Here is a 20,304-nt window from a genome sequence, read left to right as displayed (position 1 = left end):
CGAATCGGTATGCGAGGGGGCCGACGGAATGGTAACCTCAACGCTGTTCCCACGGTGAGGGTCAGGTTTTTGTTACCTCCGCGCACCCGCCGTTCTCTCCAGACCCGACTCAGTATGCCGTCACGCTCGCTTGCAAAGTGTCAGTTCCACGTTGTGCTGCTCATGCCGTTGCTGGCACTCGTTCCGACCGTGGTCATGGGGCAGCAGAGCCCGCAGACAGCGACGGCGGTCAGGGCGACTTCAGTGCCTGTCATCGATGGCGTTCTCCTCGACGCAGCCTGGCAGTCGGCACCTGTCCTGACCGACTTCATCCAGAGGGAGCCCATGGATGGTCAGCCGGCATCGGAGCGCACGGAAGTCCGTGTGCTCTATGACGAGGACGCGATCTATATCGGCATCTGGGCTTGGGACTCTCGGGCCGGCGAGATCGTGCCGGGCGAGGCGATTCGCGACTACGAGGTGACCGATGCGGACGCGGTCATCATGGTGCTGGACACCTATAACGACGACCAGAATGGGTTCGTCTTCGGGACGACGCCTGCCGGAATCGAGTACGACGGGCAAGTCGCGTCAGCGGGGGCTGGAGGCGGATTCTTTCTCGGGGGTGGGGGGAACAGCAGCCGGCGCTTTCAGGCCGGTGCGGGCGGCGGATTCAATAAAAATTGGGATGGTAGCTGGGAGGTCGCCTCGGGTGTGGACGGCGACGGGTGGTACGCTGAGTTCAGGATCCCGTTCAGCACCCTTCGCTATGGTTCCGACGTCGAAGAGTGGGGCCTCAACATTTCCCGTCGAATTCGTCGACTGAACGAAGAGGTCTTCTGGTCGGCCGTACCGCGGGAGTTCAACCTCTACCGCCTCGACTTCGCCGGGGACCTCGCTGGGCTCGTGCCGCCGTTCAAGCGGGCAGTAACCGTGACTCCTTACGTGCTCGGCTCGACAGAGCGGGACTATGCGGCGGGCCAGACCGAGTTCGATGAGAACGCCGAGATCGGTGGTGAGGCGAAGGTCCAGGTGACCCAAGGCCTCACACTGGACCTGACTGTGAACACGGACTTCGCCCAGGTCGAGGTCGATGACGCACAGGTAAACCTGACGCGATTCCCGCTGCTCTTTCCTGAGAAGCGTCCATTCTTCTTAGAGAATGCCGGATTCTTCACGGTAGGCGGCGGTGGCGCGGACATGTTCTTCAGCCGGAGGATCGGTATCGATGACGGCTCCCCTGTCCCGATGAAGGCGGGTGGACGGCTCTCTGGTCGCACTCAGGGGCTGAACGTTGGCCTTCTGCACATCCAGACCGACGGAGTGCTCGAAAACAGTGGCCGGAATTCCTATTCTGTTGCCCGGGTCGCCAAGGAACTGCCCAGCCGGTCCAGAATCGGCGCGCTGTTCACGGACCGTCGCAGTGACACCGATCGTGACGAGAATCAGACATACGCCATCGACGCTCAGGTCGGCCTCGGTGACCAAGTGACGCTCACGTCGTATCTCGCCAAGACCAAGACGCCTGACCTGACCGAATCGGACATCGCATGGGATCTCACGGGTACGCTCGCCATGAGGAGCGTGCGGGCGAATGTCACGGTCCAGGAGATCGGGGAGAGCTTCAACCCGGAGATCGGATTCGTGCCCCGTCGCGGGCACCGGTACTACCAGACCTTTGCCCAATACATCTACCGTCCGTCGAAGATCTGGCGCGAGCTTCGGCCGCACGTGTCGTATTTCACTTATCGAAATACGAGCTCCGTGGCGGCACCTGGATTCGAGATCTCCTCGCGCTTGCACGTCGACAGTCACTGGGCGTGGCCGTCGGGAATGGAGATGCACACCGGGGCGAACTACGTCACGGAGGGGCTCTATGAAGACTTCGACATCCCGGGAGTGGGTGTCACCGTTCCGCAGGGTATGTACCAAGGATGGGAAGGTGCGCTCGTCTACATGACAGACCAGAGCCGAGCATTCTCACTGAACACCCGCTTCAACTGGGGGTCATTCCTTTCCGGTAATAAGCGGACCAGCAGCGGTGACCTCACGTATCGCCTGGGCGACAGGTCGAGCGCGACATGGGCGCTCTCCTACAACGACGTTGAGCTGCCCGAGGGCAAGTTCGCAGCGACCCTGACGAGCTTTAAGCTCGGGTGGTTCTTCACGCCGCGGATCTATATGCAGGGACTCGTTCAGTACTCCGATCAGGTCGACCAGTGGTCGAGCAACCTTCGCTTCGGCTGGCTGAACACGGCGGGGACGGGCCTCTTCATCGTCTACAACGACGTTCAGGGATTCGACTCGCTCATGGGGCCGCAGGGGCGGTCGGTGTTCATCAAGTACACACGCCAGTTCAACCTCTTCGTGAACTAGGGCGGCGGCTTCGTTCGTGTACGGCTCTATCGTCATCACGCTTGCGATCGCTGGCGTTCTTGCGTCGATCGCGCTGGCGCGCGACGTGACCTCCGCGCGGATCCCAGTGGAGGCGATGCGGCCCTAGGCGTATCTGTTTTCTGCTGAGAGATACCGCTCTACGTAATCGGCGACTCCTTCCTCCACGCTCATGAAGGCCTTGTCGTAGCCAGCGGCGCGGAGTTTCGACATGTCCGCCTGGGTGAAGTACTGGTAGCGGTCCCGGATCTCGATCGGCGTGTCGACCCATTTGATCTCTAGCGGCTGATCGACCGCGTTGTATAGTGCGCTCATCAGTGCGAGCCACGTCTGGGCCCGGCCACTCCCGACGTTGTACAGGCCGGTGGCGGGAGGCGAATCCCTCATCCAGAGCATCAGGTCTACGCAGTCCCGGACGTAGACGAAGTCGCGCATCTGCCCGCCATTCTCGTAGTCGGGGTGATGCGAGCGGAAGAGCGTCACGTTGTCCCCGGCGACGGCGCCCGGGTACGACTTGGTGACGACGCTCATCATGTCGCCTTTGTGATGCTCGTTCGGGCCGTAGACGTTGAAGAACTTGAGGCCGGCCCAGTGCGGTGGGACTCCTTTTTCCGCCGCGATCTGGCGCGCGACCCACCGGTCGAACGCGTGCTTGCTCCAGCCGTAGGCGTTGAGGGGTCGGAGCGAGGCCAGGGCCTCGACGCTGTCCTCATCCGCGAATCCGTGTGCTCCGTCCCCATAAGTGGCCGCCGATGACGCGTAAATGAAGGGAACACGTCGCTCGGAGCACCACCGCCAGAGTGTCTGCGACAGGCGCAGGTTGCTGTCTGCGATGAGGTCGACATCGGTCTCGGTCGTCGCCGAGATGGCGCCCATATGGTAGATGAAGTCGATGTCCGCGCGGCGCCGAGTGAGGAATTCCTCAAGTGCCGAGGGATCCACGATCTCATCGATCTCGTGTCGGGCGATGTTCCGCCACTTGTCACCCGTTCCGAGTGTGTCACAGATGGACACGCGCGCTCCCCGCTCGGCGAGTGCGCCGACAAGGTTCGAACCGATGAAGCCGGTGCCTCCAGTAACCAGAATCATGGCGGCAAAGATAACAGACGCTTGCTACTGGCCCACTGGAGGTCAGGCAGGGGCTCGGAGAACGGGCCACCCCGGTCGGCTCACGGCTTCGAACATCAAAGAGGTTTGGATCCTCGCCACCTCGGCCCGGGTGGTTAGCGAATCCAGACCAAAGTCGCGCAGGTGGTTCATGTCACGGGCTGCTACATGAACGTAGAAATCGTAGTCTCCGGTCACGTGGAAGACTGCACTCACCTCTGGCAGAGTCAGGGTGTAGGAGCGGAACGTGGCGACCGCTCTTCGCGTGTGCCGCTTCAGGCGGACCGCAATCAGGGCTTGGACCCCCACGTCCACCGCTTCCGGGGCGATCGCGGCGTATGCGCCCAGGAGTACGCCTCTCTCCTCAAGCCGTCGTACCCGCTCGAGGCACCCGGACTGCGATAGTCCCACCTTTTCGGCCAGATTCTTATTCGTAATACGCGCATTATGCGACAATTCACGTAATATCTGAAGATCCTTGTCAGGTAGATCCATTGTGGCCCGTTATTGGTGAAATAAATGCGTGAAGTGTGAACATCGTGTGCATGGTTGCCATAGTCTATGACTACCACATCCAGGGGGGATCGAGATGCACACGGATACGCGTTTGATCGTAGGAGAGGGCGGGGCACATGGATTGTCACATGTTCGCCCGATCGACTTGTCGACTACCTACCGCACGCCCGACCCCGTGGCGGCGATGTCGAGCATGCAGGAATTCGCCGCGGGAGCTGCCGAAGCGGCGAATCCGATCTACGGGAGGCTCGCCAATCCGAACTGCCGCGAGTTCGAGGAGCGCATGACTGGCCTCGAAGGGGGGGCAGACTCGGTGTGTTTCGCTTCGGGCATGGCCGCGGTTGCTGCGCTCGTGCTGGAGTCGCAGTCCCGCGGTTCTCACATCGTAGCTTTGCCCCCCCTCTACGGCGGCACATATCACCTCCTGGCCTCCGGTCTCCTGGGGTCCCGTGTGACGTGGGCCGCGGCGGCAGAGGTTCGCGAAGCGCTCAAGCCTGATACCGCTCTGGTTCTCTTGGAGACGCCGTCCAATCCATTGCTCACGGTCACGGATATCGAACGCCTCGTGCATGATGCTCAGGGTGTGCCGGTCGCCGTGGACTCGACGTTCGCCACACCGATTCTCCAACAGCCGCTTCGGCACGGGGCCGAGTACGCCATCCATAGCGCCACCAAGTTCATCGGCGGACATGGAGACGCGATGGGGGGAGTGGTCACCACGCGAAACCCCGATACTGCGATGAGACTGCGTCAGGTTCGAATCGCCACCGGAGCGATTCTTCATCCGATCGCTGCGCACCTGTTCTGCCGCGGCATCCAGACGCTTGGTCTTCGTGTTCGTGCGCAGCAGGAGACCGCCCGGCAGCTCGCCGTCCGCCTGCAGGCTCACGCTGAGGTGAACATGGTCGGGTATCCAGGCCTGTCGGGCCGGGATCATGCGGTAGTGGACCGGCAGATGGCGGGACCTGGGACCATGATCACGATCCGCCTCGATGGAGGCGCCCAGCGGGCGGACCAATTCATCACCCACCTTCGGATCGCGGTGCCGGCAGTCAGCCTTGGTGCCGTAGACACCCTCGTTCAGCGGCCAGCGTCGCTGACCCATCAGGCAATGGGAGAAGAGGAGAGAGGTCGCCTCGGAATCCCCGAGGACCTCATTCGAATCTCCGTCGGCGCAGAGCATCTGGAGGACCTTTGGGAGGACCTGCGATCCTCGCTGGAGGCGACCGCATGCAGCGGTGTCACCCGTGTATCTGAACTCGTGCCCCGTTAAGCGGGGGCGCGGCAAACGCGGGCGCCTGCCTGCACCATCGCCTCAAGCGCCATCCTTGGACACACATTCTGCTGCGCACAGTGTGTCATCGCGGTCCCGAGGGAACGAATCGCCTTCTCGGCACCGGCGTCCAGGCACTTCCCATCAGCGTCGAAGACCGTGTGTACACCCGCTACGGAGATGGGGCCCGGTAGAACGATCGCCCCGGTATGGGGGAACACCCCGCGCAGACTCTCAAGCGACTTGATCGCTCCGATCCGGCCTGCCGCAACACCGAGCAAGCCCACTGGCTTGCCAGCTAGAGCCGAAGGGAAGTCCAGGTTCTCGATGACCAGCTTGGTGACACTGGCGAAGCAGCCGTGGTATTCCGGCGTCGCGAAAACGACACCTGTGGCACCGGCGACCGCGGCCTTCAGGCGCTCCGCACCATCGGTCGCGGGCTGCCCGGGGGAGGGGAGATTCAGGTCTGCGGCGTCGATCGTCTCGAAGGAGCAATGCTCTGTCGCGTTGACCTAGTCCGCGACCAACGCCAGCGCTTTTGACGTTTAGTTCCCCGGACGCACCGTCCCGACGATTCCCACGAAGTGCATGCGTTCTTGGTCCATCAGCGGATCGCCTCAATCAGTCGTTCATTTCCAGGTTTGTCGAGGAAAGTATCCCACTCCATGAAGTAGTGAGTTGGGTCGTACGCTACGAAGGTCTCGACCAGATCAGACTCCATCATGATTTCGGGCGTGCGCAGCTCGATTCCCAACGCACGCACACGGTCCAGCCAAGTACGGACGTCCTGGGTCAGGAACGACATCGTGACGCCCTTGTCCTGTGTGGCCTGGTGCAGGCCGCGGCTCGCATCGACAAGGCCGATGTAACCGGTCCGCGAGACCGGGTAGACCTTCGCCCATCCCTGGTCGACGATCATGTCGACGTCGAGCAGTTCCTCATAGAACACTTCAGCGGGTGCCATCTCGTCGAAGTAGAGCCAGAGCACCGTTCCCGTGATGCCGAGTCCGTCTGGGCGCGCGTCCGTCTGGAGCGGCTCAATCGTGGCGAGCTGTGGAGAGAGTTGAACATTCTCTTCATGCTCGTTGAACCACTCGAACTCGAGGAAGTACCCCTCCGGGTCGATCGCGACGAAACCGTCGTGGGCGCTTCCCTCCTGTATCGTGAGCTCACCGCGCATCGGCACGTCGTTCGCCTTGAGGTGGGCGTACCAAGCCTCCACGTCTTCTGTCATTATGGCGAGTGTGACGCTTTTCGGCTCGTCGGCGGTGTGCATGCCATCGGCGGCGTTCACCAGGGTCAGAAGGGACTGCGGTGCGACCTGCATGATCTTGGCGAAGCCATAGTCCGCCACGGTCTCGAAGCCGAGCACGTCGCGATAGAACGCCCACGCGGCCTCAATGTCGTCGTAGTAGTAGAACGCGTTCGTCGCCTCGATCGCAGGAGCGTCCGGGAGGCTCGTTGGTGCGGCTCCGCTCATGTCAGGGTCGTCCTGCTCGGAGGTAGAACATCCGGAAAGAGCAACTAGGAGGAGTACACCTATCGAGGTGTGGCGAGTCAGTCTTGGCATGGCGTAGTACCAGGGTAGTCACGTGAACGGGAACGTGGTGGAATCTGCTATCTCATGTACAACGCGAACCAGTCGAGCATGCGTTGGTGCACGTCGAGCGCATCGGCGCGCGAGGTGCCGGTAAAGGCTGTGACCACCCTCACGGTATGTGACGAGTGTGGCTTCCTTCCCGAGTTGGCGTAGCGCATAGAACATCATCGGGCCCTCTTCATAATTGAGTGGGACTAGTCCCACCCCCTCTGCTGGTGGGAGGGGGGGCAAAGACGATTAACCCTGAAATTAAGCTGGTTTTCTAGTCAGAGTGCATCATATCGATATGATGACCAAGCAAATAACGTCATAATCGTTTGTGAAAAAATGGTTTACGAGTTCACGCTCGAACTATCGCAAGACCCCACCGCCTAAAGTCCTTTAGTTCCCTAGCGTTCTCCTGCCTGTAAACTCAATGTGGTATGAACCCTAGTTTGGCTTCCGGTCGAATACGAACGGAGGCGACGACACGAAGTGGGCCCACCTTCGTCATGGAGGTGGGCCCGTGTGATTTCCGCCGGAATCAGCCAGAGCAGCAGGCTGGGTGTTGATCCTCTGTCAGCTGCCTGGGAGGCCCGCACCACCCATGGGTGCCCAGTTTGCAGTTATCAAGCTGACCTCCTGATTCGTAACCTCCCAGACGGAAGATACGCGACCCGAATAATCCACAGTCTGGCCATCTAGCATGTACTGGGCTGTGTTGTGATGGGTCGCGACTGCGAGGGTCATCATGTCGTTGAAAATGATGTCGACGTCATTTGCGGACATCGACAGCCACTCTGTGCCGTTTGCGGTGGCCATGTATTCCGCAGCGGTCATGACCGAGCAAGGTACCATGCTCGATAAGCACATGACGGACTGATCCGACAGGACTGCAGCGGTTTCTTCTTCGGGTGCGTCGGGATTGGCGAGAACCTCGACGGCGGCTACCACTGCTTGCCTGTATTCCTCTTTATTACCGAGACGCGAGTACATCCCTGTGCGCTCACCGAATACGGTTACGCCGCCGCGGTCTACGGCGTGGCGTTGGTGTCGGAGAGCGCCTTCGTAATCGCCGAAGATGGCTGAGATTTCAGCGAAGGAGTCGTGTGCATTCGCTTCGTTGTATAGCCTCAAATAAGAACGGAGGAATTCTCTGGATTTGACCTCATCAACGTCCACGCCGTCGCCCTGAGCGTAGGCATATGCCAGTGTGTTGAACGCTCCCCCTGCAAGAGAGGGAAAGCGCTCCGCAAAGGCTGCGAGGGCATTTATGACTGGTCCTGATTCTTCACTCCATGATCCCCAGTAATGAAATAGGGCATCATCGGGAGATTCCTGGGCCTTTTCGTATGACGTGCTCGGCCCGTCCGAGGACTTCATCACATCAAGCCAAGCCATTTCTGCCGGGGTACCGGTGACATTGGCCAGTGCTTCCATCTGGGCGGATCGCGTTCCCCATTCTGCGCCGTTCGCCATGTCAGCTAGCGCGATCTTTGCGGCTGTGCAGTCAGGGTCTACGACGAGTGCTGCCTGATACATGCCTTTCGCTCGGCCATGCTCAACGCTGCCCCAGGCCGTGATCCCTTCGTTCACTATGGCGTGGGCTACCTCCGAGCAGCTGGTTTCGCTAAGCCATTGATCCTGTGCTGTAAGGGTTGCTGGCCCGAATGCGGCAGATAGGGCCGCAAGAGTCAGGATACGGTTTCGAGAGATCATAGGGCGGTACATCTTTTGGTTTGGGTTATTTATGAAAAAGAGCCCTAGCGATCTGCTCGCAGTACTTGTGGGGGCCCATGAGGCGAACTGTGTTTAGGGGAACATGAGAATCTAAGTTCGGGTTGCACCCGCCTCCAAGAGCACTCAGGTGGCGTCGAGGCGGTTCGATGCTGTGGCCCACATGAGACGTGTTGTCGCCTCCGTGTTCGCGTCGGCATAAAGCAGAACTTTACGGTCGTTAGAATGGTATTCTGATTAGAATCGATCTACGTATCAGAAAAATAAAGCCATAAGTGATTGTAAACAGATAACTTACAGGTCTACACCAGAACTATCGCATATACAACGCGAACCAGTCGAGCATGCGTTGGTGCACGTCGAGCGCGTCGGCGCGCGAGTGTCGGTAGAGGCTGTGATCACCCTCACGGTATGTGACGAGCGTGGCTTCCTTCCCGAGCTGGCGTAGCGCATAGAACATCATCGCGCCCTCTTCATAAAGGATTGTGAAGTCCTTCACGCCATGTGTGATGAGGACCGGTGTCTCGACCTTGTCGAGATGGAAGAACGCTGACTGAGAGATGTAGCGATCTTGCACCTCGAACGGACTGCCACCGAGGCGGGCCTGACCGTTTTCGATGTTTCGCGAGTCCCGATCTCGCCCGCTTGCCCAGTTCCGGAAGAGCTCAGGTGGGGTAGCACGGGAGACGGCACAATCGAAGGTATGTGTCTGGGTGATGACAAAGGACGTGGCGTAGGCACCGAAGCTGCCTCCCCACATGCACGACTTTCCGTTCGTGAAACCCATGTCACGGACGGCTGCAATCGCGGGCACGACGGAGCTCACATACGATGTGCCGGGCTGCCCCACACGGATCATGACGTTCGGCATAAGTACGGCATATCCATGCGTCGCAAAGATTTGTTGGCGCGGCTGGAATCGGTGGATGCCGGGCGTCAGCTTTTCGTAGACGTACGTAATTACCGGCTCGCCGTCCGGTGGGACGTCGCCGGTGGCCCGGTAGAGGAGTGCGCCGAGGCGGTCACCCTCCTCGCTCTCGAAATGGAAGAGCGAAGGCTCGCTGAAATCGATGTCGGACAGCTGTGGGTTGAGATCAGTCACCCGCGTGCGCGCCCCGTCGGTTCCGTCGATCGACCAGAGGTCGGGTGGCGTCGTGGCTGACTGGATCGACGCGAGGAGGCCATCAACCGTGGGGATGATCCGATCGATCGCCTCCTTCCCGGTGCTGAGCACGGTACGTTCGCCCGATTGAACATCGTACCGGTACAACGTCTCGTCGTACGTCGCGTTGTCCGTACCGATGAAGTAGATCGCATCACCCTCCGGAGCCCAGGTGAGCGACCTGATCTGGTCCGAAATGTCCTCGGTCAGGTTCGTGATCGCCCCGCTCGGCACGGACAACAGCACCGCGTCGAGGAAGGGTCGAGCGACCGTGTACATGTTCGGCCGGGGCGCTTCGACTTCCGGGTCGGTCAGCGAGGGATCGGCAACAAGGCCTGCGAAGTGCTGGCCGTCGGGGGATTCGGTGAGGCCTGCGATCGGGAGACTGAGGTCCACGACATGCGTGGGTGGTCCGCTCGCTCGACCCGGATCGATCGCCACCAAGCGTCCGGGGGCACGTACGAGCAGTCGGCCGTCCACCAGCCACGCCGGTCGATCCGCGCCGGCTCCCACGCCCCGAGGGTCGGTTTCAGTAGACAGGTCCCAGAGTTGGGCTCGTTGTTGCCCACCGACGTTGCCGAGCAGGTACTGGCCACTCGGCGACACGCCAAACGAACCTAGCCGACTGCCATCGGGCACGAGTGCGCGCTCGGTGCCGGTCCTGAGGTCCGCCATGCGAAGACCCGCTCGCGAGTCCCGCTGGAAGTACGCATCGCCGGGAAGTGGGTCGGAAATTGTAAGCACCTCGATCCGCTGCTGTTCCGGCGTGGGGGCAGGGATGTCGGGTCGGGCGTAGACCACTCTGTCGCCCGTCGCCCACTGAGGGGCGCGTGTGGCTTTGCCAGAGAAAGGTGTGCCGGCCTCCTTGACCTGGCCTGAGGCGATCTCGAGGATCGCGAGGCGCCCACCTTCGGCGGAGTCTATGAAGAATGCGAGTTGGCTACCGTCTGGAGAGAACACCGGATACGAATTCCGACTACCTGCTCCAGCCACTGGCTGGGGGCGTTCTCCCGAGCCGGACACGTCCATGATGTGGACCGCACCGACCTGCACCCGCTCTGCGACGTTCCAGTCGTCCGAGAGGTCCGGGAGGATGAAGGCGAGTCGATCTCCATTGAGCCCCAGGGCGACAAGGCCACTGATCTGAACCACATCCAGCATGTCTTCCGCAGTGAACGGCCGGGCCTGGGCGCAGGCCGGGGTCACGACCCCGGAAGCTGCGACGAGCATCGCCACGTGGGTGAGGGCTGGTCGTAGAAGTTTCTTCATGTTCGTGTGCCTGACCTGAGAGCCGTCGACCGCAGCCCGGTTCGGGCGCCGGCTCAGACTACGCCACCCCGTCGAGAGTGCCAACTGCATGACAAACCGCGCCCGGGGGTGAAGACTGTTCGGTACATCGCAGGCTCGCGCCGCCGGAGGGCGCAGCTATGAAGAACATCAACACCCTGGTCGTTGCGGTTTTCGTCATCGTCATCGCCTTCCCGCCGAATGCGACGGCCCAGTCGAACGATCTACTCGTTGAGAACGTGACCGTCATCGACGGCACGGGTCGGCCTGCCATGGAGAATCGGCACGTGCTGGTGCAGGCAGGTCGGATCGTCCGTGTGTCTAGGACGGAGATCGACGCGCCGTCGGGTACGCAGCGGATCGACGGTCGGGGCAAGTATCTGATTCCAGGTCTGATGGACATGCACATCCATCTCACCGGGGCTCGGGGCCAGGGCGGCATGAACGAGCAGGCCGGTATCCGGGCGCTTCACGGATTCCTGTACAGTGGGATTACGAGTGTGTACGACGCCGGGAACCTTCCCGACTACATCTTCGGACTGAGGGAGCGTGAGCGGTCAGGCGACATCGAAGCTCCACGCATTTTTGCGGGCGGTGGTGTGGTCACGGCGCCGGGAGGGCATGGGGGTGGCCGCGGTGCGACGCTAGTCGATAGCTGGCCTGAGGCAATTCCGGCGCTCGACGCTCATCTGGCGCGCGATCCCGACATGGTGAAGCTGACGTTTGATGAGCACGGTTGGGGGACCCGGCCGCTCATTCCGCTGCTCGATCCGGAGCTCATGGAGCGTATCGGAACGTATCTGAACGCCCGCGGTGTCCGCACGACGGTACACATTTCACACGAATTCCGCGCGCGCCAGGCGATCGAGGCGGGCATCAACACCCTGGCCCACCCGATAATCCAGGGACCGGTCAGTGAGGAGTTCGTCGCCCTGATGGCATCCACTGGTACCCCGATGGTTTCGACACTCACGATCGGTGAGGGATACAGTCGTCTTGTGGAGCACTCTGAATTTCTGGACAGGCCCATCTATCAGGATGTCTATGAGCCCGAGACGATCGAGCGGCTGCGTACGACCGTTCGTGACGAGTACGCGGCGCGTACGTGGACGACCTGGATGAAGGTCATGACCCCCGTCGCTCAGGAGAACCTGAGATTGATCGTGGATGCGGGCGGCTCGCTCGTCCTCGGTTCGGATCAGTCCACGGGTCCGGCATCTCACCGTGAGCTGGAGCTGATGGTCGAGGGTGGGATCCCGGCTGTCGAAGCGATCCGGATCGGAACGCTCAACGCGGCGGCGTTTCTGGGTAAGGAGCGGGAGCTCGGATCAATTGAAGAAGGGAAGCTCGCGGACCTGGTCCTACTGAACAGCGATCCGCTTGCTGACATCAGCAACGCGCAGGATATCGCGATCGTCATCAAGGCCGGCGTTGTGGTCGACCGAGGAGCCCTCGACCTGCCCGTGAATCGCAGGTGATCAGGGCGCTGAAGGGGATCAAGCTCAGCGCGATCCTATTCGAGATGCTCATGCGGCTCCTCCAGGAGGTTGACGAAGCCACCTGAGTCTGGCTTCAGGATGATTCATCAAGAAAGGGCCCGACACCTCACGGTGCCGGGCCCTTCTGTTAACCTGCGATTCTCAGACGGGTCGGCCAAGAAAGAACGAGTCCTACATGGCCATCCCGCGAAGGACGGCGGCGAGCTTCGACATGCGCACGGCGTCTCCACCAAGCGTGCCTGATTCGATCTGAACTGCATCGGCTTCGAGATTCGCAGCCAGTGCGTTGAGCTGCGCCGCCGATCCACTGTTCACCGTCCGCTGAATTTCCTGTGCGCGATCGTTGAGAATGCGATTGCCCCGGACCATCTGATCCAGGTAGGCCTGCGCGACGTCCTTGGTAGGCGCCCACTCGACCTGCGGCTGCAACTGCGCGTTGAATTGACCCATCATGATCGACTCAGCGGCGGCGATCTCTGCTGCTGAAAGGTGCTCACTCGGGGTCAGCCGGAAGACGTCGATACCACGGGAAATCTCGGCGCCGTAGAGGCGACCGTTGTACCAGTACGTGGACCAGTATCCGCCGGTGAAGAGCGACTCAATCGAGAGTGGGCCGCGATCGAAGAACGCGATCTCGAAGGCGTTCTCGGGATCCGTGAAGTCCATGAGTGAGACGCCACCCTGGTACCACGCCTGTGCCATGATGTCTCGGCCAGGCACCGGAATGATTGACCCGTTGTGGGCGACACAGTTCTCGGTGTCGGTCTGCGGAACTGGCAGCTTGTAGTAGCCGGCCAGCTCCATGTCTCCGCCTTCACTGATCCGGAAGATCGCGTTGGCGCCCCATGTGGCCGGGTCCGTCGCACGGCAGCGCGGAGCGGAACCACCACCCCACTCATCTGTAAATATGACGACGCTGCCGTCATTATTGAACGTGGCGGAGTGCCAGTACGCAAAGTTCGGGTCCGCGACCTCACCGATTCGCATCGGGTTCTCCGGATCGGAGATGTCGAGGAGGATCCCGTTACCCGAGCACGCACCACCGGCGAGACCGATATCCGGGAATGCCGTGATGTCATGGCACTGGTTCGTGCGACGGCTGCTCTGCGTGCCTTCGCCGTGATCTCCACCCTGCCAGAGACCACCGATGTTGCCGTCATCGTCCGCGAAGATGCGTGGCATGTTCACGATCTCGGCGGCTGCCGGGTTCGCGAGTGGGACTTTCACGACCTCGATGCGGAAGAGCGCGGTGTTCGCGTCTTCTTCGGGCTCGCCACCGGAACAGCCGGCTAGCTCATCACCGGGCCGCACACGTGACGTGCCCTGGATGTAGATGTAGATGTTCTCAGAGTCCGTCGGGTCCGTGACGATGGTGTGCGTGTGCGAACCACGGCACGACTGAATCGCCGCGACCTGTGTCGGGTTGCTCATGTCCGAAACGTCGAAGATCCGGACGCCGCGCATGCGCTCGGCGCTGATCGAATCGGTGACCCCTTCGATACCACAGTCCAGCCGACCGCGGGTCTCCTGAGCGGACATGACGATCAAGTCGCCATAGGCCGAGACATCACCCTGTCCACCGGGGCACACGACCGACAGGTCGAGCGTCGGGTTGGCCGGCTCCGAAATGTTGAAGAGCTGGAAGCCGTTGTAGTTGCCCTGAACCAGCAGGTCACCACTGAAGGCGAGGTCCGTGTTGTTGAAGCGACCATCCGCGGGCGTCGTGGGGTTGAAGAAGCCGTCTGGCCGCGGAATCGCAGCGAGCAACTCCAAGCCGCTGATCGCTGATTCAGCGTCCAGCCAGCCGGCACCTAGGCCGATCCGCGGATCGTTCGGATCCCACTCAAGGGCAGGGGCGTTCGGCACGACCGTCGCCTGCTGCTGTGCGGCAACGTCCTGCACCGCAAAAGCATTCGCCACGAGGGCCGTGGCGGCGAGGAGCCCGAAGGGCCCCGTGAATCTCTGACAGATGGACTTCATTCCTTCACCTCTCGTGAACGGATTGGTTTGGCGTACGATGTGTTCGGTTCTATCAATGACTAGCGCAGCGTCGCGAGAACGCCCCGCATGCGCTCGATTTCCATGAGCTGATCCGCGTCGATGTCCTCAGCGAATTTGAAGATGGTCGATTCCTGGGCGGCGCCCGACGTATTGAACAGGTTGAAGACCATGTCGATGGCCCCGTAGTGATGCTGAATCATCCCTTCCAGGAAGCGGCGATCGAACTCGACTCCTCTGGCATTCGCCAACTCCGTCATCTGCTCCGGCGTGAGCATCCCTGGCATCACGTGCATGCCACTCATGCCCATCCCCGGCATCTCGATGGCCTCGCCATGCTCGCGGAGCCACCCCTCTATCAAGCCGATCTCATCTCGCTGCGAGATCTCCATCCGCAGCGCCATGGTACGTACGGCACCGGTCGAGGCGTGTTGGCGGACCAGCGCAGTCATTTCCAAGGCCTGAGCGTGGTGCGGAATCATGCCTTGCATGAAGTCGACATCTGCCTGGACGTACGACACGCCCTCGACGGCGGCGAGCTCGTCGGTCGAAAACGACCGCCCCGCCTGTCCAGGTGCTCCGGGCTGAACGATCAGGCCTTGGCCACCGCCTGAGGATGAGCTCGGCGGGGGTGTAGTTGATCTCTCGGTCGTTGCTGACCCACCACAGGCACCAGCAAGGGCGATCGAGGCGATCAGGGCCGTATCGCGGAGGTTGAGCGTCTTCATGTGGAGCGAAGTGATCTCGGTTCGTGTAGTGGCTGGTGCCGTCCGCTCGGGCAGGAAGGCGCGGTCCATCTGTACAAGCTTCAGTCGAGCGCGGTTCCCGCAAGAAGCGGGGGCATTGGACGCCCCCGGGTCCTCGCGACATCTTTTCGACCCGGTTTTAACGGGTTGGATACCCGTTGGGGCCAGTTGGTTCGATTGTCGGGGGTGAGCGTTCGTGCTCGTCCTGATCTTCCCCGGAGCCGTACATGCGCTTTCTGACTCAGACCCTCGCCCTTTCGACGCTCGCATTTGCCGTGGCGACACCTGTTCACGGACAGGTGTCGCGCGCCGACCTCGATGCGCTTCAGCCTCGATCCATCGGACCTGCGAATATGAGCGGCCGCCTGGTCGACATGGCTGTCGTAGAAATGGATACGAAGGTCTACTACATCGCGGCTGCGACGGGCGGAGTTTGGAAGACAACGGACAACGGTGTGCGTTTCGCGCCGGTGTTTGAGACCGAAGCGGTTCACTCCGTTGGCGACATCGCGGTTCATCAGACGGACACAAGCGTCGTCTGGGTCGGAACCGGGGAGCGGGCTAACAGGCAGTCGTCCTCATGGGGCGACGGTGTCTACAAGTCGACCGATGGTGGCGACTCTTGGACCAACATGGGCCTTGAAGAGAGCCATCATGTCGGCCGGATCGTCATGCATCCAGATGACTCCGATATCGTCTATGTCGCTTCCATGGGCCATCTGTGGGGTCCGAACCCTGATCGCGGTCTCTACAAGACCACGGACGGCGGCGAGACGTGGAAACGGGTGCTCTTCGTTGATCCGCAGACGGGAGCGGTGGATGTCGCGATGGATCCATCGAATCCCGACATCCTCTACGCGGCGATGTACCAGCGTCAGAGGCGGCCCTGGGGTTTCCACGGCGGCGGGCCGGGAAGTGGTTTGTACAAGAGCACGGACGGTGGTGAGAACTGGACGAAGCTCACCAACTCGGGACTCGATAATGGGCTTGCGACCGGGGACATCGGAAGGATCGGTATCACGATCTACCGATCCGATCCGCGCATCGTCTACATCAGTCTGGAGCAAGGCGAGCGCTTCAACGCGTCGACCGCCTACGAGCAGCGTCTCGCTGGTATCTACCGCACCGATGATCGTGGCGAGAACTGGACCTTCCAGAGTGACTGGAACCCACGGCCTATGTATGCCAGCCAGCCGATGGTTGATCCGAACGATGATCAGCGCATCTACATGCTCAACTCGTATAGCTACTCCGACGACGCCGGCGTCACGTTCACCGTTCCGCGGGAACACCGTACCCATGGCGATGACCGACTCGTCTGGGTGAATCCGCACGATTCGCGACATGTCATCAAGCTCGACGACGGCGGCCTCGGCATCAGCTATGACCGCGGCGATCACTTTCTCTACCACACGGCGCTGCCGCTCAGTCAGTATTACCGCGTGTCGGTCGATCTGGCCCACCCCTACAACGTCTACGGGGGCTTGCAAGACAACGGTTCTTGGCGTGGGCCGAACGCGACGTATCGGTCTGAGGGCATCCTCAACGAAGACTGGGTCCGCTGGGGCGGGGGAGACGGCTTCCTGAGTCTCGTCGACACCACCGACAACCGAGTCCTCTATTCTGAGAGCCAGTACCTCGGCCTCACGCGCTGGGACATGGAGACCGGGGCGAGTCGTAATATTCGACCTAATCAGCCCGAGGGCTTCATCGGAGCCCGACGGAACTGGACGACGTGGCCCGACCTCGACGACCCGTATCAGGCGTTCGGGAACGCGATGCCTCCGGGCAACTGGGACGGTCCGTTCATCATCAGTCCGCACGACAACGAGACGCTCTATGCGGGCCTCAATGAGTTGTTCAAGAGCACTGACCGCGGCGACACTTGGGCGTCACTCGGGGACCTGACCTCGGGCACGGATCGACGAGGGCTCGTCATCATGGACCAGGCGGCGGACTCCTTCGTCTTGTCACTAGATGATGGGATTCCGTACTGGCCGACTCTGACCGCCATCGCAGAGTCCGAGTTCTCTCCGGGGACTCTCTATGCCGGCACGGATGACGGCATGGTGCAGATTTCGCGCGACGACGGGACGACCTGGCGTATCGCGACTGATGCCATGCCGGGCGTGCCTGAACTCATGTGGGTCAATCAGGTTCACGCGTCTAAGACCGTATCCGGTCGGGTGTACGTGGCCGCGAACAACTACCGGAACGACGATTACGAGAACTACCTGTGGGTTTCTGAGGATGATGGAAATTCGTGGCGCTCGATCATCGGAGATCTGCCGGCCGAGCGCGTTGTTCGCGTCGTGCGGGAAGACGCGCGTAACCCTGAAGTCCTCTATCTCGGCACCGAGATGGGTGTTTTCTGGTCGTGGAACCGCGGACAGAACTGGGTCGAGATCAAAGGTGGCTTTCCTACCGTCGCGGTGAACGACCTCGTCGTTCATCCGCGTGACAACGACCTGGTGCTCGCGACGCACGGGCGAGGGATCTACATCCTCGATCACGTGAACGCGCTTCAGGAAATGGATGCCTCGGTGGCCGTGTCTGCCTCACACCTCTTCAGTGTCGAGCCGGCCGAGCAGATTCGCTATCGCGCTGAGAAGGCACACACCGGGAATATGATCTTTGAAGGTGAGAACCCCCCGAACGGGGCGATCCTCGACTTCTGGACTGCTGGCGACGGGTCGGCTGACATTTTGATCCTGAACTCGACGGGGCAGCAGGTCGCGGGGTTGGAGCACGGCGCGACCCGCGGAATGAACCGTGTCGTCTGGGATCTGCGATATGCCCGCATCGGAGGCGACGCCGTCGCTGGCGGCGGCGGTCGGGTCGGTCGAGGTGGGGGCGCTGGCCCGTGGGTGGTGCCCGGTCGTTATACCGCGCGACTCACGTCTGGTGGATTGACCTCGGAGCAGACCTTTGAGGTACGCGAAGATCCTCGCCTTGAGTTTGACCCCTCGGAACGAGCGGAGTGGACCGCCGCACAACTCGACGTGTGGGAGCGTATGGGTGAAGCGCAGGCACTCTCCCGTGCGGTGGGGAGATGGGCTGCCATGCTGGATGCTGACACCGACGCTCTGAACGTCGACGCCGGGCTCGAGACAGAACTGCGAGACATGGCACGGCAGATGCAAGAACTGAGCAGCCGGATCGGCGGCCTCTACAGATCTATGGACGGCTGGGTCGGACCACTGGCTGCGGACCAGGCGTCCCAGCGGGGCTTCCTCACCGATGCACTTACTCAGCTGTCGGCCGATTGGACGGCACTCGCCGCGAGGTTGCCCGCGTGACAGAGTGTGACAGCGCGTGAAGAATGGCGGCTCGTGACCACTAAGCGTTGCGGCTCGGCCGTGTACAGGCTCGAGAGCCCATCGCCGCGACGTGAGTTCTTTTAAGACTGCGTCGCATATGTCGACGCAGGCGCAGTCTGGGTTCGATTTAAGAAGCCTGGCTTCGTGATATGCGCCTCCGCCTTTTGATCTCAAGACCTCGGTTCGGAGCGCGGCGACAAAAGGTCGCCTTGTCCTCGATCCGAGAGAGACTGCGTCGGGGTACGGCGACTCTCGGCGGTAGTGTGGCACTCCGCGCATTGAGATTCGAACAGAAACTCTGCCGCCGCCTTAAGGGCCATGGGAGGATTGTTTGTCTGTTCCCGGGCCTCGAAATCAAGGGAATCCGGGACACGAGAAAGCCCTTGGGTGGCACGGGCGGTGAACTCGCTGGTCGCTCAGGGTACTAGGACCCGTATCCGGATGCAGGACCTAACAGATGTGGACATCTGGACGATCCAAAGTCGGATCATCATCGTTCCACGAAGTGAAATTCCACACGCAATCCCAAATCAAGTCAGCCTTGTGAACAGATACGCCCGGCTCCTCGTCTTGACTCTCGCCCTCTCGGCGTGTGGTTCGACCGAGCCCGAGAACATTCTTCTCTTCCGCGGAACGGTCATCGCTGCGGTAGATGGTGCCGGTTACACAGCGGGTCAAGTTGTGGAGGACGCTCAGATGACGCTGAGGTACACGGCTCCGCTTGATTTGACGACGGCCGTTCGGGATACGGACATTACAGATGCTGCCGGTTCTTGGGAGCTTGAGTCAGGGCCACCACCGGGGCAGCGCGATCCGAACTGCGATCCGCTCATCATCGCAGTCGTGCGCGTAGGCTTCGAGACTGAGCAGATGAGGCTCGCGAGTTTTTGTGGTCAGGGTGCCGGCACGTTCGAGAACATCGAGATTGGGCTTACTCCGGCGACGCCGGCGGATTAGCGCGGCCTCACGGAATGAAGCTGTCCCTGTCCGAGATCCGGACGGCAAAGGCCGCGAGTAGGTCTGCCGCAGCGAGAGACCGAAGAGGACGGGGTGACCCAGGGCGGCCCGGGAAGCTGACCTGCAACTACGCCGGGCGTGATTTCCGCCCGACGGAGGTAGCCGAAACCCTACTCCACGACGTCATCGCGCAATTAGTTCACGCTCTTCCAGTCGTCCAGGAAACTCTCAGCGCACTGGTCCCCGAGCGTGAACATCACGTGCATCTGCTGCACACTGAAGTTTCCGACCCAACTCTTGATCCAGACAATGACCGGCTGGCCGTCGTCGCCGGAGCGCTCGAGCTGGGTGCGCAGGGAATACACGATCTGCCCAGTTTCGTAGAATGTGTCCACGTGGCAGACCACGGTCAGGGGCGCTCCCGCGACCACGCTGGGGGCTGCGTCCGCAGATGTGATCGCGTCGCTGAATGTCATCCGAAGCGCTTCTTTGAACTGAGATCCTGTCGCACCACCCGCGGACTGCGTGATCATCTCGTCCCAGGCGGCATCAGCGCGTAGCTGAACGCGCTCAATGCCTGCGAGGCGTGCGGGGTCATCGATGGACTGCGCGTGAACCTCGGCCGGGGAGGTGGCGAAGGTGATGACGGCGAGCGCAGTGAGTCGAGTGCGAAGCATACGGACTCCCGAGGCAGGGGCGGGCAGGTCACGTACGCCTCGCGGGGGAGGTAGTTCCTGGACGTTCTCCGGC

13 protein-coding genes and 1 pseudogene are annotated in these 20,304 nt (G+C 61.3%); 5 read left to right on the top strand and 9 right to left on the bottom strand.

The genetic code is table 11. The features are described 5' to 3' along the window. The first annotated feature begins 114 nt into the window (after window positions 1-114). Window positions 115-2,355: a DUF5916 domain-containing protein gene (locus OSA81_00380; protein ID MDE0897446.1), complete on the top strand. Its 2,241-nt coding sequence runs from the start codon at window positions 115-117 to the stop codon at window positions 2,353-2,355. 123 nt (window positions 2,356-2,478) lie between these two features. Here OSA81_00380 and rfaD read toward each other — a convergent pair whose 3' ends face one another. Next, window positions 2,479-3,462, bottom strand: coding sequence for an ADP-glyceromanno-heptose 6-epimerase (rfaD, locus tag OSA81_00375; GenBank protein ID MDE0897445.1), 984 nt, complete (start codon window positions 3,460-3,462; stop codon window positions 2,479-2,481). A 42-nt stretch (window positions 3,463-3,504) separates the two neighbouring features. After that, window positions 3,505-3,975, bottom strand: a complete 471-nt coding sequence (locus tag OSA81_00370) for an Lrp/AsnC family transcriptional regulator (protein ID MDE0897444.1) — start codon at window positions 3,973-3,975, stop codon at window positions 3,505-3,507. Window positions 3,976-4,069: 94 nt separating this feature from the next. On the opposite strand from OSA81_00370, the gene OSA81_00365 reads away from it, so the two are divergent. Continuing rightward, complete coding sequence (locus OSA81_00365; GenBank protein ID MDE0897443.1) at window positions 4,070-5,269, top strand: aminotransferase class I/II-fold pyridoxal phosphate-dependent enzyme; 1,200 nt, start codon at window positions 4,070-4,072, stop codon at window positions 5,267-5,269. Here OSA81_00365 and OSA81_00360 read toward each other — a convergent pair. The 4 genes and pseudogenes from OSA81_00360 to OSA81_00345 form a co-directional block, all read right to left on the bottom strand. After that, window positions 5,266-5,754 (bottom strand): annotated as a pseudogene (locus tag OSA81_00360) (NAD(P)H-dependent oxidoreductase). The gene OSA81_00365 and the pseudogene OSA81_00360 sit on opposite strands and share 4 nt — an antisense overlap. Before the next feature lie 119 nt (window positions 5,755-5,873). Beyond that, window positions 5,874-6,839 (bottom strand): VOC family protein, encoded by a 966-nt coding sequence (locus OSA81_00355; GenBank protein ID MDE0897442.1) that lies wholly within the window; start codon window positions 6,837-6,839, stop codon window positions 5,874-5,876. A gap of 588 nt (window positions 6,840-7,427) precedes the next feature. Beyond that, on the bottom strand, window positions 7,428-8,444 hold the full coding sequence (locus OSA81_00350; protein ID MDE0897441.1) for a hypothetical protein: 1,017 nt from the start codon (window positions 8,442-8,444) through the stop codon (window positions 7,428-7,430). Between the two features lie 454 nt (window positions 8,445-8,898). Beyond that, window positions 8,899-11,016, bottom strand: a complete 2,118-nt coding sequence (locus OSA81_00345; protein MDE0897440.1) for a prolyl oligopeptidase family serine peptidase — start codon at window positions 11,014-11,016, stop codon at window positions 8,899-8,901. Window positions 11,017-11,174: 158 nt separating this feature from the next. On the opposite strand from OSA81_00345, the gene OSA81_00340 reads away from it, so the two are divergent. Further along, window positions 11,175-12,512: an amidohydrolase family protein gene (locus tag OSA81_00340; protein MDE0897439.1), complete on the top strand. Its 1,338-nt coding sequence runs from the start codon at window positions 11,175-11,177 to the stop codon at window positions 12,510-12,512. Between the two features lie 192 nt (window positions 12,513-12,704). On the opposite strand, the gene OSA81_00335 is transcribed toward OSA81_00340, so the two are convergent. Next, window positions 12,705-14,513, bottom strand: a complete 1,809-nt coding sequence (locus tag OSA81_00335) for a hypothetical protein (protein ID MDE0897438.1) — start codon at window positions 14,511-14,513, stop codon at window positions 12,705-12,707. Between the two features lie 59 nt (window positions 14,514-14,572). Beyond that, a complete protein-coding gene (locus OSA81_00330) occupies window positions 14,573-15,259 on the bottom strand; it encodes a DUF305 domain-containing protein (protein ID MDE0897437.1) in 687 nt (228 codons plus the stop codon). 245 nt (window positions 15,260-15,504) lie between these two features. On the opposite strand from OSA81_00330, the gene OSA81_00325 reads away from it, so the two are divergent. Together OSA81_00325 and OSA81_00320 are read left to right on the top strand one after the other, a co-directional pair. Next, entirely contained in the window at window positions 15,505-18,576 is a 3,072-nt protein-coding gene (locus OSA81_00325; GenBank protein ID MDE0897436.1) for a hypothetical protein, read from the top strand. A gap of 408 nt (window positions 18,577-18,984) precedes the next feature. After that, a complete protein-coding gene (locus OSA81_00320; protein ID MDE0897435.1) occupies window positions 18,985-19,554 on the top strand; it encodes a hypothetical protein in 570 nt (189 codons plus the stop codon). A 194-nt stretch (window positions 19,555-19,748) separates the two neighbouring features. On the opposite strand, the gene OSA81_00315 is transcribed toward OSA81_00320, so the two are convergent. Beyond that, complete coding sequence (locus OSA81_00315; GenBank protein MDE0897434.1) at window positions 19,749-20,231, bottom strand: hypothetical protein; 483 nt, start codon at window positions 20,229-20,231, stop codon at window positions 19,749-19,751. Window positions 20,232-20,304 lie beyond the last annotated feature (73 nt).

It is taken from the genome of Longimicrobiales bacterium (assembly GCA_028823235.1).
Taxonomy (GTDB): Bacteria; Gemmatimonadota; Gemmatimonadetes; order Longimicrobiales; family Gaopeijiaceae; genus UBA2589.
The sequence above is the reverse complement of the archived record's forward strand: the minus strand, read 5'-3'. Positions and strand labels throughout refer to the sequence as shown.